Source organism: Mariprofundus ferrinatatus (assembly GCF_002795825.1).
In the GTDB taxonomy this organism is placed as follows: Bacteria; Pseudomonadota; Zetaproteobacteria; order Mariprofundales; family Mariprofundaceae; genus Mariprofundus; species Mariprofundus ferrinatatus.
Genome location: NZ_CP018800.1, coordinates 1,558,162 through 1,574,347 on the forward strand (window position 1 = coordinate 1,558,162; position 16,186 = coordinate 1,574,347).

Annotated in this window: 15 protein-coding genes; 8 read left to right on the top strand and 7 right to left on the bottom strand. The window is 54.2% G+C overall.

Going from position 1 to position 16,186, the window contains the following annotated elements; all coding sequences use genetic code 11:
* Nucleotides 1-3: 3 nt before the first annotated feature.
* Nucleotides 4-3,150 (bottom strand): response regulator, encoded by a 3,147-nt coding sequence (locus tag Ga0123462_RS07530; RefSeq protein WP_100265746.1) that lies wholly within the window; start codon nucleotides 3,148-3,150, stop codon nucleotides 4-6.
* Nucleotides 3,151-3,273: 123 nt separating this feature from the next.
* Here Ga0123462_RS07530 and Ga0123462_RS07535 point away from each other — a divergent pair, with 123 nt between their 5' ends.
* From Ga0123462_RS07535 to Ga0123462_RS07545, 3 genes are read left to right on the top strand one after another with little or no spacing between them, the layout of a single operon-like run.
* Nucleotides 3,274-4,215, top strand: coding sequence for a dihydroorotate dehydrogenase (locus Ga0123462_RS07535; RefSeq protein ID WP_100265747.1), 942 nt, complete (start codon nucleotides 3,274-3,276; stop codon nucleotides 4,213-4,215).
* Nucleotides 4,196-4,939, top strand: coding sequence for a thermonuclease family protein (locus Ga0123462_RS07540; RefSeq protein ID WP_100265748.1), 744 nt, complete (start codon nucleotides 4,196-4,198; stop codon nucleotides 4,937-4,939). Before Ga0123462_RS07535 ends, Ga0123462_RS07540 begins: the two co-directional genes overlap by 20 nt.
* Before the next feature lie 50 nt (nucleotides 4,940-4,989).
* On the top strand, nucleotides 4,990-6,444 hold the full coding sequence (locus Ga0123462_RS07545; protein ID WP_100265749.1) for a M48 family metalloprotease: 1,455 nt from the start codon (nucleotides 4,990-4,992) through the stop codon (nucleotides 6,442-6,444).
* Between the two features lie 9 nt (nucleotides 6,445-6,453).
* Here the strand turns inward: Ga0123462_RS07545 and Ga0123462_RS07550 are convergent, their stop codons facing one another.
* The 4 genes from Ga0123462_RS07550 to Ga0123462_RS07565 form a co-directional block, all read right to left on the bottom strand.
* On the bottom strand, nucleotides 6,454-7,083 hold the full coding sequence (locus Ga0123462_RS07550; protein ID WP_100265750.1) for an alpha/beta hydrolase: 630 nt from the start codon (nucleotides 7,081-7,083) through the stop codon (nucleotides 6,454-6,456).
* Nucleotides 7,080-7,424: an ArsC family reductase gene (locus tag Ga0123462_RS07555; protein WP_100265751.1), complete on the bottom strand. Its 345-nt coding sequence runs from the start codon at nucleotides 7,422-7,424 to the stop codon at nucleotides 7,080-7,082. Before Ga0123462_RS07555 ends, Ga0123462_RS07550 begins: the two co-directional genes overlap by 4 nt.
* 28 nt (nucleotides 7,425-7,452) lie before the next feature.
* Nucleotides 7,453-8,049, bottom strand: coding sequence for a PAS domain S-box protein (locus tag Ga0123462_RS07560; protein WP_100265752.1), 597 nt, complete (start codon nucleotides 8,047-8,049; stop codon nucleotides 7,453-7,455).
* A 70-nt stretch (nucleotides 8,050-8,119) separates the two neighbouring features.
* Entirely contained in the window at nucleotides 8,120-8,935 is an 816-nt protein-coding gene (locus Ga0123462_RS07565; RefSeq protein WP_100265753.1) for a RibD family protein, read from the bottom strand.
* Nucleotides 8,936-9,037: 102 nt separating this feature from the next.
* Here Ga0123462_RS07565 and Ga0123462_RS07570 point away from each other — a divergent pair, with 102 nt between their 5' ends.
* The 3 genes from Ga0123462_RS07570 (at nucleotide 9,038) to Ga0123462_RS07580 (ending at nucleotide 10,262) form a co-directional block, all read left to right on the top strand.
* The gene (locus Ga0123462_RS07570) at nucleotides 9,038-9,451 is read left to right on the top strand and encodes a secondary thiamine-phosphate synthase enzyme YjbQ (RefSeq protein ID WP_100265754.1); all 414 of its coding nucleotides are present in this window, start codon (nucleotides 9,038-9,040) and stop codon (nucleotides 9,449-9,451) included.
* Nucleotides 9,438-9,830 (top strand): YkvA family protein, encoded by a 393-nt coding sequence (locus tag Ga0123462_RS07575; protein WP_100265755.1) that lies wholly within the window; start codon nucleotides 9,438-9,440, stop codon nucleotides 9,828-9,830. The genes Ga0123462_RS07570 and Ga0123462_RS07575 overlap by 14 nt, the downstream gene beginning before the upstream one ends.
* Nucleotides 9,831-9,977: 147 nt before the next feature.
* Nucleotides 9,978-10,262 (top strand): hypothetical protein, encoded by a 285-nt coding sequence (locus tag Ga0123462_RS07580; protein ID WP_100265756.1) that lies wholly within the window; start codon nucleotides 9,978-9,980, stop codon nucleotides 10,260-10,262.
* A 107-nt stretch (nucleotides 10,263-10,369) separates the two neighbouring features.
* Here Ga0123462_RS07580 and Ga0123462_RS07585 read toward each other — a convergent pair whose 3' ends face one another.
* On the bottom strand, nucleotides 10,370-10,972 hold the full coding sequence (locus Ga0123462_RS07585; protein ID WP_100265757.1) for a transglycosylase SLT domain-containing protein: 603 nt from the start codon (nucleotides 10,970-10,972) through the stop codon (nucleotides 10,370-10,372).
* A 2-nt stretch (nucleotides 10,973-10,974) separates the two neighbouring features.
* Nucleotides 10,975-14,772, bottom strand: a complete 3,798-nt coding sequence (locus Ga0123462_RS07590; protein ID WP_100265758.1) for a DUF3683 domain-containing protein — start codon at nucleotides 14,770-14,772, stop codon at nucleotides 10,975-10,977.
* A gap of 211 nt (nucleotides 14,773-14,983) precedes the next feature.
* Here Ga0123462_RS07590 and Ga0123462_RS11370 point away from each other — a divergent pair, with 211 nt between their 5' ends.
* Nucleotides 14,984-15,181, top strand: coding sequence for a hypothetical protein (locus tag Ga0123462_RS11370; protein ID WP_157821311.1), 198 nt, complete (start codon nucleotides 14,984-14,986; stop codon nucleotides 15,179-15,181).
* An 83-nt stretch (nucleotides 15,182-15,264) separates the two neighbouring features.
* Nucleotides 15,265-16,185, top strand: a complete 921-nt coding sequence (gene ppk2, locus Ga0123462_RS07595) for a polyphosphate kinase 2 (protein ID WP_198507317.1) — start codon at nucleotides 15,265-15,267, stop codon at nucleotides 16,183-16,185.
* The last annotated feature ends 1 nt before the right edge of the window (nucleotide 16,186 follow it).

Genomic DNA, 16,186 nt, shown 5'->3' on the forward strand with positions numbered 1-16,186 from the left:
CTGTCAGGCTTTCCTGACATCCTGCTCAACCCCTTCGAGCAGCAGCAGTGCGGCGTCGAAATCGTAACCGTCGAGATACTTTTTCATGCGCGGAAGTTTCGCAGCAATGGCTGTATTGGCCAGCACAGCCTCAAGCTCACCAAGCAGATCCACCGCATCACCGTTATAATCCTCAAGCATAGCACGCATGCGTGCGAGTACGGCATCGGCCTGCTCACGGTCAAACTCACCACTGAGCTCGGCCTCAACGGCCTCCTCCTGACCTTCGGGAAACTCCGGCTCGATCTCCGCCTGCTCTCCCCCGATCCCGCTACTTATTGATGTAATGACCTCTGCCATACTTTTTTCAACACTGGAATAATCATCTTCTGCTATCGTGCCACCATCCTGAAGCAGCCCCTCCAGACGAGCTGCCTCAGCATGTAACGTTTTAGCACCGATATTACCCGCCACACCCTTGAGCGAATGCATCAACCGGATCGCTTTCTCACCATCACCGCCAGCCATTGCCTGTCGAAGCTCGGCAATCACATCTCCCTGACTCTCAACAAACTTGCCGAGAATGTTGCGGTAATGCTGCGGATCGCCACCTACACGCCTTAGACCATCGGCCGTATCGATACCCTCAAACTTCGGCAGGCCACCCCCTTCTATACTCTGGCTGATCCCCGATTCACCAAGCCGGAAGCTGCTGATCCACTTCTCCAGCTTGGAGTAGAGGTCTGCAGGATCAATCGGTTTGGCAATATGATCGTTCATGCCAGCCTCAAAACAGTCTCGCACATCTGAAGGCAGCACGTTGGCCGTCATGGCGATGATCGGCAAATCGGCAAACGCCGGTTCCGAGCGGATAATACGCGTTGCCTCAAGGCCATCCATGACCGGCATCTGCATATCCATCAGTACCCCATCAAAGCTGTCACTGCGTACAGCATCGATAGCCTCCTGACCGTTATGGGCCACAAACAGGCTTACACCGGCCCGCATCAACAGCCCTTCGGCCACCATCTGGTTAATCGGGTTATCCTCGACCAGCAGTAGCCTTGCGCCATGCAGGCTCACACTCTTGCCTGCGCTCTTCTCCTGCTCCTGCGTCTGTTCACTTACATTATTGTAACCGAATACGGATACGATCGACTCCAGAATCGAGGAGGCAGTCACGGGTTTTAACAGCGTTATCGCAAACCCTGCCGCCCTGGCATCTTCATCAGAAATGCTCTGTCCGTAGTTGGCAGTCAGGATGACCGGTGGAAACGCTTTTACTCTGGCTGCCTTCTTAATCAGGCCCAGTGTTTCAAGACCCTGTGTCTCTTCCAGTGTCCAATCAACAATCATCAAACCATATGGATCATCAGCCGCTTTAAGTTCTTTGGCTGCCTCTTTCACAGTCGAGACACACTCCGGTCGCATGCCGAAGCTTTCGATAAAGCGTGAGAGAATGAGCTTGGATGTAGGATTATCATCGACAACCAGAGTACGTAGCCTCTGCAGTTCGTGGGGAACATCGAATGTTTGTGATTCACTCTCCTTTGCTGCCTCAAACCGGGCAGTGAAATAGAAGCTGCTACCCTTGCCTTCAACGCTGTCCAGGCCGATCTCACCGTGCATCATCTCAACCAGCTGCTTGCAGATGGCAAGACCGAGGCCCGTACCTCCGAAGCGGCGGGTAATCGAGCTGTCGGCCTGGGTAAATGCCTGGAATAGCCTGGACTGCTGCTCCTCGGTAAGACCGATGCCGGTATCGGTCACGGTAAAACGGATCAAATGGCCGGAAACATCGGACTGCTGCAGGCGGGCACAAACGATAACCTGCCCCTCTTCGGTAAATTTAACCGCATTGTTCACCAGGTTCAGAAGCACCTGGCCAAGCCGGTGCGGATCTCCATTCAGCCGAGGCATATGCGGAGGGAAATCGATCAGGAAGTCGAGTCCCTTCTCACTGGCGCGTACACCACCGATACTGGCGAGATTGTGCATCACCTCATCCATTTCAAAATCGATCCGATCCAGCTCCATTTTATGCGCCTCGATCTTGGAGAAATCAAGAATGTCATTGATAATGGAGAGCAGCACCTCGGATGCCTCAAGCGTTTTCGTCAGGTAGTTGCGCTGCTGTTTGTCGGTTTCACGATCTAGCGTCAGGTGGGTCAGCCCGATCACGGCATTCATCGGCGTACGGATCTCATGGCTCATATTGGCCAGGAACTCGCTTTTTGACTGCGTGGCGGCAATGGCCTTGTCACGCGCCTCGGCAAGCTCCCTGGTGCGAATCTCGACCTGCTCCTCCAGCAACAGGCTGTGATCTTCCAGCTTGGCATAGGATTCGCGAAGGCTGGCTGCCATCTCCTCCAGCGAGGATACAAGCACACCGATCTCATCATTGGTCCTTGTGCTGATATGCGGCGTGGCATCGAAATCACCATTGGCGATCTCATGGGAAAAGGCCACCAGTTGCCTAATCGGACGCGTCCACATGCCAGCCAGAAAGTAGACCAGAATCGAGCCAACGAACAGAAAAAGCAGCGCTGTCAGTGTTGCCTGCAGTACCAGGTTATTGATCTCTTCCGCGACATAGGCCTCCGACTCTTTCAGCGACTGGTTCAGCTCCTGCAGTGAAAACCCGAGACGGAGAACGCCCCACTGCTCACCCTCTATCCGGATCGGCACGATCGATTCCATAAAGGCCAGATCACCAACGACAAAGTCGTGTTTGATGCTCCCGGTCTGACTAACTGCAAATTCGGATGCATGCCCCCTGAGAATCTCCTGCCTGATTTCACTGCTCAGATTGGGGCCAAACGCAATTTTGGGCTGATCCTCCTGCATCAGGATCACATATTTAAGATCATCAACATCGCGCACCAGTTCACTGACATACTGGTAGGCAAGCGACAATCGAAAGGTTGCGACAAGATCGGTCAGATGGCCGGCCATCTGCACAGATGCCCTGTCCGCTTTTTTATCCATCTGTGCCTTGAGGAAAGATGTGTGAGCATCAAGCGACTTTTTCATGACTTCTTTCTGGCTGGCTACCTGCAGCACAGTCAGCAGCGATACAATTGCGACGATGGTGCCGGCCCCGGCTATCATCAGCTTCCAGCGGATGCCTTTACGCATGGAGAGATTGCTCTTCAACTCGGTTTCATTCATCGACACAATCCTTATACGACTTGACCACCATTGCCGGCAATGCAGGTCTGAATCTCATCCAATGCTATGGCAGACGTCACAAACAAGCTAGGCTGCAACATACGATCAGGTTAGCATTGCCCCATGTCAAATACACCTGATCTTTCCGTCTCCTTTGCCGGCCTTACGCTTCAGACTCCGCTCGTCCTGCTTTCTGGCTGTGTTGGCTTCGGAGAAGAGTACACCCGTGTCGAGGGCTGGGACAATCGTGACATCGGCGCCGTCATCCTCAAGGGAACCACGGTGGAGCCGCGCATGGGAAATGCACCACACCGCGTTTACGAGACCCCGTCCGGCATGCTAAATGCGATCGGGCTACAGAATCCGGGTGCCCGTTACGTGGTGGAGCATATTCTTCCCGGACTGCCACATCACGAAACCCAGTTCTGGGCCAATGCAAACGGCACTTCACCCGAAGAGTATGCCGAGGTGGCACGCATTTTTGATGATTCACCGGTCACGGCAATCGAGATCAATATCTCCTGCCCCAACGTTAAGGCGGGGGGTGTCCATTTCGGCAACGATCCCTGCATGGCAGCCCGTGTCGTTGAGGCGATGCGCCCGATGACAAAGAAGCCTCTGATCACCAAACTCTCACCCAACAGTGCCGATATCGCTGAAACCGCACGGCTGGTCATTGAGGCGGGCAGTGACGGACTCTCTGTGATCAATACGCTGGTCGGCATGGCGGTGGATATCGAGAAACGCAAACCGGTCATCGACAATATCTCCGGCGGTCTCTCGGGACCCGCTATCAAGCCGGTGGCTCTCTGGAAGATTCACCAGACACGCGCCATTGCAGCAAAACAGAGCATCCCTATTCTCGGCCAGGGAGGCATTACCTGTGCCAGGGATGCCATTGAATTTGCAGTTGTAGGCTCTGATGCCATCGGCATCGGCACCGGACTCTTCTACGATCCCCTGATGTGCGGAAAATTGCTTGATGGCCTCTCCGAATACCTGCAGCGCCACGGCCTTGCCTCCTATTCAGAGCTTGTAGGAAGCCTTGTTACTAAAAACGGTTAACACGCTTGTCGCGCTGCTGCTATTCGCAGCAGGCAGCGCGCATGCCGGCACCCTCTCGGTTGTCAGTCAGTCACGATGGGTGGAGGTCGACAAAGTATTCGACGGCGACACCTTCCGCACCACAACTGGTGAAAAAATTCGCCTGCTCGGCATCAACACCCCCGAAGTGGCCCACAACGAAGAGCCCGGACAGCCACTCGGTGGCGAGGCAAAACGACTTCTTGAACAGCTGATATCCGGCAAAACGGTTCGTCTTAAAACCGATCGGGACATGAAAGACAGTTATGATCGCACCCTGGCCCAGATTTACTTGCGAAATGGCATCTGGATAAACGAACAGCTTCTGCGCAGTGGCATGGCCCACGTTTACACCTTCGCTCCAAATTTCAGGTGGAGTGAAAGGCTTCTGAAAGCGGAAGCAGAGGCACGCAATGCCAGACGCGGCATCTGGAAAACCGACACCTTCGCTGTTCTTGATGCCGACAATGTCACAGACAGGCATATCGGCCAGTTCCACCTGATTCGCGGTGAAGCCAAAACGGTAGAGAAGTGGCGGTTTCAGCTTGGAAAGCTGACCGTCACAGTGCCGCGAAGCAGCAGAAAGTGGTTCAGGGCATCGAGTATTGTGGAGCAGGGACAACTCGTCATGGTGCGGGGAAAAATACGCACTTCATCTAATGGCGGACTATTTCTAGCTTTGCACTCCCCCTACGATCTGGAATAGTATGACTCAACCCAGCCCCGTTCACGCATGAAATATCAGGAGGCCTAAAGATGAAATTCAACCACATCGTCCTGACAGTTCTGATATGCCTGCTCTCTGCCTGTGCAACCAATCCAGCCACAGGCCAGCAGGACTTCGTCATGATGACGGAGGAGGAGGAACTGGCCATCGGTAAACAGGTGTTTGCCGAGATGAGAAAAAACATGGTCCTGCTTCCTGATTCCGATCCGCTGGCCAGGTATGTCGACTCGGTCGGACAGAGAGTTGCCGCCACGGCAGATCGCAAGGATCTCTTTTTCCGCTTCCATGTCGTTGATGACGACACCATTAATGCATTCGCGCTGCCCGGCGGTTATATCTTCATCCATCGTGGGCTGATCAACCACATGAACAATGAAGCGGAACTGGCTGCCGTGCTGGGGCATGAGGCGGGCCATGTCACCGCCCGCCACTCGGTGCAGCAGATTTCCAAGGCTCGCGCCTATCAGACAGGCATGATGATCACCTCAATCTTTGTTCCGATTCCGCAAGCTGCCGGAATGGTCAGTGATCTGATGGCCACTGCCATCTTGCAGGGATATGGCCGAGATGCCGAACTGCAATCCGATGAGCTGTCGATCCGTTACCTGACCAGGGCCGGTTACGATCCGAAAGCGACGATCGGCATTCTGAAAACATTGAAACGGCTGGATGATATCGACACCAAAGAGAGGACCGATGCAGGCGAAAAGGTCGAGAAATATCACGGCGCATTCGCTTCGCACCCTGAAACATCCCAGCGTATTGAAGAGGCTATCGCCAATGCTTCCGCACTGCAGGGTCGCACCGGCATGGTCAACAGGGAAGCACTGCTGGCCGCAGTCGATGGGTATGCCTATGGCGACAGTGCCGAACAGGGTGCGGTAGTCGGGCGCCGCTTCCTGCATCCGGAGCTGGGCATTCAGCTTGCCTTTCCAAAGGATTGGGTGATCACCAACTCTCCCATGGCACTGACAGCCCGTATCCGGCAGAAGGATGTCTATTTTATGCTCACCATGAATGAGATGCAGAAGCGGCTGACGGCTGAAGAGATTGTGAAAAGAATGTTCACCGACAGACATATCCTCAAGCTTGAGAAGGGTGTTCGAAGCGGTATGCCATATGCGCACGGGCAGGTTCGTCAGTCTGCTCCCAAGGTCAGTCAGGCCATGATTGATGCACATGTCTTTATTGACGGCAGAAAGGCTTACATGCTTTCGATGTGGAGCGATCGCGATCAGTTTAACAACTATGTCGACCAGTTCAGTCAGATTGCCAACAGTTTCCGCCGCTACGACAAAGTCAAAGACGGGGATATTCCGAAGATTACAATTTACAAGTGGAAGGCAGGCGATTCATGGCAAAGTCTGGCAGCACAGCGAAACAATCTGCTCGGCCGCTTTACCGCTGAAAAGCTGGCTGCGCTCAATGGCTTGGGCGTAGATGAAAAACCGGCTCCGGGCACCCTGATCAAGAGTGTAAAATAGGAGAGAGGTCTAATGATTGCCGAAGGCATCCTTGAGCAGCGCTTCGGTCATCTGCGGCATGTGGTTCGGAAAAAAGTGTCCCGCCCCTTCAATGGCATAAAAGTGGATGTGCGGTTTACCCCTTACACTGGTCCTGACCCGTTCAAACGGGACGATCTCGTCATCGGTTCCTGAAATCACCGTTACCGGGCGCGTCTCACCCCGCATAAATGCGAATGACCAGTAGTTTACTGCCGGTGCAACGGCAAACATATGGCATACGCGGCTATCCGTTCTCGCCGCCTGAAGCCCTGCATAACATCCAAACGAAAAACCGGCCAGCCAGAGGGCTTCATCAGGATGCATCTGAGATATCCACTCAAGTGCCGCCCTGGCATCATCAGCTTCACCACGACCCTCGTCCCACGCTCCTTCAGACTCCTCGACACCGCGGAAATTGAAACGCAGCACGGAGCACCCCTGCCCCTCAAAGGCGCGGGCCATCCAGTAGACAACCTTGTTGCGCATTGTGCCGCCAAATTGCGGATGCGGGTGGCAGACCACGACCGCTGGCTTCCCCTCTTCTCCAGGATGATAAAGTGCCTGCAGACCCCCGACAGGTCCGGGGATCGTGATTTTTCTATGCTGGTGCGAACTCACTGAAAGATTTCACTATAGCGCTGCTCAGAGAAGCCCACCTCTATTCGTTTACCAACAACAAGAACAGGTCGTTTGATCATTGAGGGAAACTCCTGCATCAACGCGACTGCACGCACCTCATCGAGATCAGCTTTAGCTGCATCCGGCAGCTTACGCCAGGTAAGTCCGCGCCGGTTAAGCAGTGGCTCCCAGCCCACCCTCTCCACCCATCCAGAAAGCCGGGCAGCATCCACCCCCTCCTTTTTATAATCATGGAAGGTGTAATCGACAGCATGCTCATGCAGCCATTTGCGCGCCTTTTTCATGCTATCGCAATTGGGAATGCCGTAGAGGTTAATCATCTATACTCCTTGATAATGAGGGGAAGTTTCAGTCCGTCTGTTCGCGGATAAAGGCAAAGAATTCGATGGAGCCTTCGCTGTTTAGCGGCGTGACCACCATCTCGACATTAAACTCGAAACCGTCGCGATGCAGTGCCTGAGTCCGCATCGGCTTATAAAGCCAGGAACCGATATTATTCTCCAGATACTGGCGCATGCCACGCCGATGCTCTTCACGCATACGCTCCGGAATTATGGTCTCAAGCGGTTTGCCGATAATCTTTTGACGTGGCCAGCCGAACAGAATTTCGGCACTGCGGTTCCACTCAATGATATTCCCACCTTCATCAGCGCTGACATAGGCATCGTAGCTGCGGTCGATAATTTCCTGCAACCGCTCGCTCTTCTTCTGCAACCGCGTCTGGAGGGATTTTTGCCGGCCAAATGCGCGCTGTGCGAAAAAGCCGAAGCCGATCAGGGTTGAGGAAATCATCAAGCGCATCCAGGTTTCATTGGCATCGCCACTGAGCAGGTTTTCCAGAAAACTCTCATCGCCATAGACAATAACATGCAGCAGTGCCTCAGCGGGCCAGAACAGCACCGCCAATATAACTCCCAATCCGCTAAAGCCAATCCGTTGCAGCATCAATCCTCCCAATCAGGCAACATGCCTGACCGCGCCTTCCATGGCCCGGGTCGGATAATATGAACCTCTGTTAATCCTCATGCAACGCAAACTGTGAGAAGAGCTGTGCAGTTGTCTCATCCTGATCCAGATAGAGCGTGCACAGATGCATGTCGAGAGCATTCCCTATATCCCCGGTCAGAATGGTGTCAAAGCCAGAGCCGCCAATCAAGCGCAAGCGGGTTGTGAGAAAGAGGTAATCGACTGCCCTGTCGGCAAGCAGGGTGCGGTGCACTTTAGGGCCTGCGATCATGTAGGCGCTGCGATAACCAAGCCCTGATAGCGCGGCTTTCAACTCTGTGCCTGATACCTCGGCACTCTCCATAACAATCACTTCGGCCCCTGCCTCTTCCAGCGGGACAACTTTCGAGCCATCGGCATCTATGCCGGTGAAGATCAGAATCCGTCGTCCGGCCAATGTTTCCAGCGAAGCTACAGGAATATCAAGGCTATTAGAGAGAATAGCCACAGCGGGCTGAGGTTTGAGCCCGTTCTGCTCTCGCCATTGCACAAGATCGGCATACTCAGGCTCCTGCCCCACCGGCAGCAGATCCTGAGCTTTGCCCTGATCCAGCTGCCTGAAATAGCGGGCTGAGGTAATCATGACATCGCACTGTGCAGCCAGCTCCTGATAGAGGCGCCAGTCGCGTTTGTTGATGATGGCTGAGGGAACCTCGGTGTCGTGCTCGTGATCGAGTGTCAGTGAAATGCGTCCATCCAGACTGGCGATGTAGTTCGAGTAGATCAGCAGATCTCCGTCGGCAGCCTGCCTGTGCAGGTTCAATCCGAGGTAAAGCCCCTTCAGGTCGCACATCCGCTGCCCTGGGTACAGCTGCAACAGGCTCACTCGGATACTCCGCGGCGGGATATAATCGTGGCATTCATAAAATGACACTCTCCATATTGGACTATAATATGGCAAAGGAAGAAACTTGTTTCAGGAGAAGGCATGCGCTCTACGATTCAGATCTCCAGCGATCGCCGTGAGCAGCTGGTTGATATCACACATCAGGTTGAGGCCATGGTGCACGAATCAGGCATCAAAAACGGTATCGTTACCGTCTATGCACAGGGAGCAACCTGCGCCATAATGATTCAGGAGAACTGGGATGAGAGTGTGCAGGGTGATGTGGTTCACCTGCTGCAGAAACTGATCCCCAGGGGGATCTGGCTGCACGATCAGCAGGATGGCAACGGCGACTCGCACCTCAAGGCGGGGCTTGTCGGCCCCTCGGAAACCATTCCGCTGATCGATGGGCGTCTTGGCCTGTCGCGCTGGCAGAATATCTTCTTCTGCGAGTTTGATGGTCCCCGTAAGAGCCGCTCGATTGTCTGCACCATTATCGAAGATGGAGAGGCGTAATATAAGAGCCCGGCTGCGGGCATGGGCTGGCGAACTCAAAACCAACCTGCAGGCACTCTATCTTGCTGCCCGACATCCTGAAACACCATGGCTGGCCGGCATGATTGCCGCCGCGGTTGTCGCCTATGCACTCTCACCCATTGATCTGATTCCAGATTTCATCCCGGTGATCGGTTACCTTGATGACCTGCTGCTGGTATCTGCCGGCATCTGGCTCGCCATATACCTGATCCCAGACCATGTCTGGAAAGCGTGTCGTGATGAGGCGATCCGTAATCCGATACGGCTGCCAAAAAACAGGAGCGCGGCAGTTTTCGTGGTTCTTTTCTGGATACTGCTACTCGCCCTCTTGCTGTCACTCCTGCTGCACTCCGAATAACCGGCATCGCGCTTATCTGCTGCTGTATCAACCCGGCACAGAGCCCCAAATATCCCAGTTGACACTGTGATTTTTTTGACCCTACAGTGCGGCCTCCCCGTGGGGGAATTATTTGGCGTACACGCGCCCTTCAAGGACACAAAAGATATGAATAAGCTCCACCTGTTGGTACTCGCTGCTGTTGCGGCCATGACACTGTCTGCCTGCAGCGGAAACAATGACGCAAGCAGTACCGCTCCTGCATCAGAAGCTGTAGCTGAAGCACCTGCGGCAGTAGAAACTTCTGCAGCAGCTGATGAAGCCGATGCTGCTGTTACTGAAGAGGCAATCCCGGCTGATGAAGAAGCAGCCCCGGCTGATGAAGAGGCAGCCCCTGAGGAAGCACCCGAGAGCAATGGTGACACCCCAGTGGAAGATAACTCCAACGTATAAAAAAACAGACTGGGCCCGGTTGATCCGGGCCCTTTCATTTCCGGCATACGATGCCGGCAAGGGTAGTCAGCCCCGGTTCATTTCAAGCTCTGATGCATTGTGATTACTCACCAGAACCATCCGCCACGATCCAGGTCATTTTGGCACTGTTTGAGCTGGGCACTGTAGATCGAGGCCTTCGCCTTCACCTTCTTGGCCACCTGAATCAGCCACGGTTTTCTATTATAGGTTTTGCGTTTCCAGCCGCCGTGTCCTTCGTGATAGGCAAGGTACTGGTTGTAGGCATCCCATTTGGAGATTCCGAGTGTTTTATAGGAGTAGTTGCCATACCAGCCGATAAAGTCGGTGGCATCCTCGAAATCATCGCGATCGGCTCCCCAGCTGCCAGCCTTATCCTTGTACCAATCCCAGGTATCATCCTTCACCTGCGCATAACCGTAGGCATCGGATTTGCGACCAAATGGAATAAAGCCGAGCAGATAATCCCTAGGGGCCTTGGCATCAGCGCGGAAACGGGACTCCTGCCAGATAATTGCCAGCTGCACGTGTACCGGCACGCCCCACTTCTTGAATGAGTCGTAACTGTACTCGTACCAGTCATCCTTTTCTTTGAATATGGCGCAGGCATTATCAACATTTCTCGGTGGTCCGCTGGCACAGGCTGCCAGCGAAAAGAGGCATGCGATCAGCAGCAGCCTTGCAGCCGGCATGATTACATTAGTACGCGGTCAATGCCGCCGCTCTTCACCTTCTTAATGAACTGCTTCTGCCACTCTTCACCATGCAGATGGCGGGCCAGTTCAATGACGATGTAGTCGGCTTGCACTCCGCTCTGCCCCTCCAGTCTCGAGAGGCCCTGCAGACACGACGGGCAGGAGGTAAGCACCTTCTGCTCCCCTTTGCCGGGCAACTGGGCGCGCGCGAGCTCCATCTGCTCTTCCTTGCGGGTGCGGATCTTGCCGGCAATAGCCGGATGCGCCACCGCCATGGTGCCCGCTTCGCCGCAACACTCTTCCGATTTCACCGCATCCTGACCCAGCAGCGACTCAATCGCCGCCTTGCTGCCGTGACGTTTCAGCGGAGAGTGGCAAGGCACGTGATACATGTATTCTGCACCGCTTACTCGCTCGGTTTTCACACCCTGCTCCATCAGGTATTCGTGGATATCAATCAGTGGTGCCCCGGGGAAAACCTGCTCCAGTTCATACTTGGTCAACTGGTCGTAACAGGTACCACAGGAAACAATCACCGCCTCGAAATCGAGATAGGAGAGCGCATTGCGGATCCTGTGAAACTGCACCCTGTTGTCGTATGAAATCTTGTCACCCTGCTCATGGTCGCCGCTGGCCGTTGATGGGTAACCACAACAGAGATAGGAGGGAGGAAGCACCACATTGACGCCGAGATCGAAAAGCATCGCCTGTGTAGCCAACCCAACCTCTGAGAATAGTCGCTCCGAGCCACAGCCGGGGAAGTAGAATACCGCCCGTCCATTGGCCTTGTTGGGATCGCGAAGAACCGGAATCATGTTCTTGTCGCTCGACTCGATACCGAGCCGCTGGCGTGCAGTGCCAGCCTTGAGAGCCGGTAGTGGCCGTTCAATAAAATTAATCACCTGGGCCTGTACGCCTTCGAGGTTACGGCTCGCTGCCGGAGTATTACGCACCAGCCCGCTCATTCTGCCCAGCCTGTTAAGCATGCGATGGCCCGAATAACCCCAGCGAATCACAGTCTCGCGCATAAAGCGGACGGCATTGGGGTTCTGCAGGGTAAGGAACATCAACGAGAGCTTCGAACCGAGGTTCATCTTCGCCTGCCCCTTGGATTTCAGCAGCGCGCGCATGTTTTCGGTGACATGGCCGAAATCGATATTGACCGGACACGGTGTTTCGCACTTGTGGCAGATTGTGCAGTGATCGGCCAGATCCTGCATGCCGGAGAACTGCTCGAACGAGATTCCCGATCCGGTCTGCGACTCGTAAAGAAATGCCTCGATCATCGCACCGGTCGCCTGAATCTTGTTGCGAGGGCTGTAAAGCATATTGGCGCGCGGAAAATGCGTATTGCAGACAGGCTTGCACTTTCCACAGCGCAGGCAGGGTGAGATTTCATCGGAGAGCTCGGTCAGATCCGCCGCCTCAAGAATCATCGACTCCATCTTCAGCAGGTTGAAACTCGGCGTATAGCTAAGCTGCAGATCTGTATCGGGCATCAGCTTACCGCGGTTAAAGAGGTGATCGGGATCGACGCGCTTGAGGTAATCAGCCGTCTCCTTCAGCAACTCCCTGTCCATGTATTCAAGCTTGGTGATGCCTATTCCGTGCTCACCGGAGATCACGCCACCGAGCTCCACCGCCTTGGCCATCACCTTCTCCACCACACGGTGCGCCTTCTTCATCATGGGGTAATCGTTCGAGTTGACCGGAATATTGGTATGTACGTTACCATCGCCTGCGTGCATATGGGTGGCGACCACAATTCGGCCCGAAAGCGCCTGCTTATGCGCCTTCTTCACGCCTTCGGTCAGCGATTCATGGCCCCGCAGCATGTCGCAGAGTGGCCCCTCCACCTCATTGCGATAGGAGATGCGCTTGGCACCGCGCTGGATCACCCGAAAAAGAGATTCATTGCGCTTGTATTCGATCCCCTCAAGAAGATGCGCCACCTCTTTGGCCGGCTCATCCAGTTTTTTCAGAAGGCGACACCAGTTCTCACGCGTTGTGGCGATCAGTTTCAGGCAGCCGTCCAGCTTTTCGGTCAGGTATGGATCATCATCCAGATCCAGGTCGCTTGTCTCCAGCCGGTTGCCGCTGATGCGGTCACGGGCATTGTGAAGATAGGCGGCAATCGACTCCAGCGCCTCCTTCTTGTTGGTGATCGAGTTCTCGATATTCAAATGTTCAACGTAATCGTTGTACTCGGAGAGGCGATCGAGAGGAATCACCACATCTTCATTGAGTTTGAAGGCCCGAGTGTGGCGTGCGATAGCTGCCATACGGCCACGATCGCCCCAGAAGCGTTTACGGTCGGCAGGTGTAATGGCCACAAAGCCTTCGCCATTGCCCTTGGAGGTAATGCGGCAGATATCGGCGCAGGCACTGCCGACAGCAGCCTCATCATCACCGGAAACGTCGATCAGCAGGACAACACGTGGCGCCTCTCGACGGGTCGATTTGGAGATATACTCTATCGCCTTGACATACTTTTCGTCGAAATGTTCGAGCCCTTCCAGATGGGCTTCCGGCAATCCATCAACATGGTGTTTGATATCGACCATCGCTTTGGTCGCATCGGAGAGCTCCTGACCGAAAAATTCACAGCAGACGGTACGCGTGACCGCAAACGGACGATGCAGTACGAATGTCGCTTCAACAATCAGCCCGTCAGTACCCTCTTTCTGGATACCGGGAAGACCACCCATTGCCTTGCGCGTAACATCCTTGCCGAGACCCTCCTTCCGGAATACCGAACCGGGAAGCAGCAGCTTCTCTTCGCTGATCCTGTGGCCGGATATCGAATCGGTATGCACGAGGTGAAACTCCACCTCCTTCTCGGTATGCACCTTGCCCATATTGTGGTTCATGCGGGTAACCTCAAGCCAGTTACCCTCTGCGGTCACCATCTTCCAGCTGAGCAGGTTATCGACACAGGTTCCCCATATCACTGCATGTTTGCCGCCGGCATTGGAGGCGACATTACCACCGATGGTGCAAGCCCATAGACTGGTCGGATCGGTAGCAAACACATTGGGGAGACTCGCCTCCATCACCTTGCCTGTAACCGCACCAGCACCTGCCTTGATCGTGGCTACTTTACCCATCTTACCGACATCATTTGTTTCGACATCACCGATAAAATCCAGTTTTTCCAGGTTGATCATTACCGCATTATTGGAGAGCGGTACCGAGCCGCCACAGAGGCCTGTACCGCCGCCACGTGGAATGACCACCAGCTCCAGTTCGGCGACCGCACGGATCAATCCCGGGATCTCATCGGCCGAATCGGGGGTTAACACACAGAACGGTGCATGGTGACGCCAATCGGTGGCATCAGTGGCATGATGGGTCAGCGTAAACGCATCGAAATGAACATTGTTCGGGTGGGTGTGTCTGGCAAAAGCACGGCGAGCCTTTTTTCGTTTGACCGGCTCCTGGTCGAACCATGTATAAAAATCTTCCAGCATACGGCCGGTGCAGGCCGCCACCTTCTGGGCACGCGGATTGTCCGAAGCACCCTTGGTGATGCGCGCCAGTCGGTCGTAATGGCGCTGATGCATCTGCTGGCGCCGTTTCTGGTTATTCAGAAGGTCGTTACGCAGAAACACATTGCGCTCCACCACCCAGAGGTCGCCGAGAATCTCGAACAGCATACGGGCGGAACGGCCGGTACGCCGCTGGGTACGCAGCACATTCAGATCATCCCATGCATCCTCGCCCAAAAAGCGGATGACAATTTCCCGATCTGAATATGAGGTGTAGTTGTAAGGTATCTCGCGGATATTCTCGGACAAACAGTACTCCATGTGTTCGGCGTTCAGCTCTGACGCGCACGCAGCATAATGGTGACAGGAGATGAATAAAACCTTAATTCACAATAAATGCCTGTTTGGGCCACCCCGAATCGCACAGAGGAGAGCAGGGAGTTCTGCCGAACAGCTCTGTTTTCAATGTATCCCGGGGCGGTTACCATGGCGGCCAATCGGTCATTTGGAGTGATTATTTATGAAAAAGAGTACCCGGGTTATGGACATTATTATTTTCGGCGTCTGCCTGTTCGGCGTCCTGATACTGTTTGAATACCGGGCTGAGGCTGGCGACAAGATACTGTGGGGGCTTGGCATACCACTTGCCATCATCGGCGTTTTCTTCGGCTTCAGGGCCGCCAATCCCGATCTTGTTCCCGGCAAAGGGGATGACTGAACCAATAAGTCACACGCTGAGTCGCTATCATTGATTCGCCAGAATCATTCGATATAATGCCAAGTCCTTTAGGAGGGCTTGCCATGACAACCGCTAAAACACAGGAAGAGAATAATGTCCTGGAGTTAAACAAGGAGCCGAAAGCGGCTGCGAAAGCGCTGGATGAGAAGCTGGATCTCTCATCGAAAGCGGCCCTCCTGCAAAGTTTCAAGAGCGGTGAATATCCGTACAAAGAGAAACTGAAAAATGCCGATTACGAGGAAGAGAAAAACAAGCTGCAGATCGAACTTCTGAAGATGCAGAACTGGGTTCGTGATTCAGGCCAGAAGATTGTCATGATCTTCGAAGGGCGCGATGCCGCCGGCAAGGGCGGCACCATCAAACGTATTAATGAACACCTCAATCCTCGTCACGCCCATGTTGTTGCACTGGAAAAACCGAATGACCGCGAGCAGGGACAGTGGTATTTCCAACGCTACATTCAACACCTGCCAACCGAGGGCGAAATCGTGCTCTTCGACCGCTCCTGGTATAACCGTGCCGGTGTTGAGCGGGTGATGAACTTCTGCTCGCCCACCGATTACCTGGAATTCATGCGCCAGACCCCTGAACTGGAGCGCCTGATGGTTCGCAGCGGCATCAAACTTTTCAAATTCTGGTTCTCCGTATCGCGTGATGAGCAGCTGCGCCGTTTCCAGTCTCGCAAGCAGGATCCTCTCAAACAGTGGAAGCTGAGCCCTGTCGACATCGCTTCGCTGGACAAGTGGGATGACTATTCAGAAGCGAAAGAGGCTATGTTCTTCTATACCGACACCGCCGATGCTCCATGGACCGTGATCAAGTCGAATGACAAAAAGCGTGCCCGCATCAACTGTATGCGCTACATACTTAACAGCCTGCCCTACCCTGACAAAGATCCGGAAGTGGTTCTTCCACCCGATCCGAAACTGGTGGGAAGTGCCGCCGAACTGTTCAGCAAAGACGCTCTGCCATCGTCATTTTAAT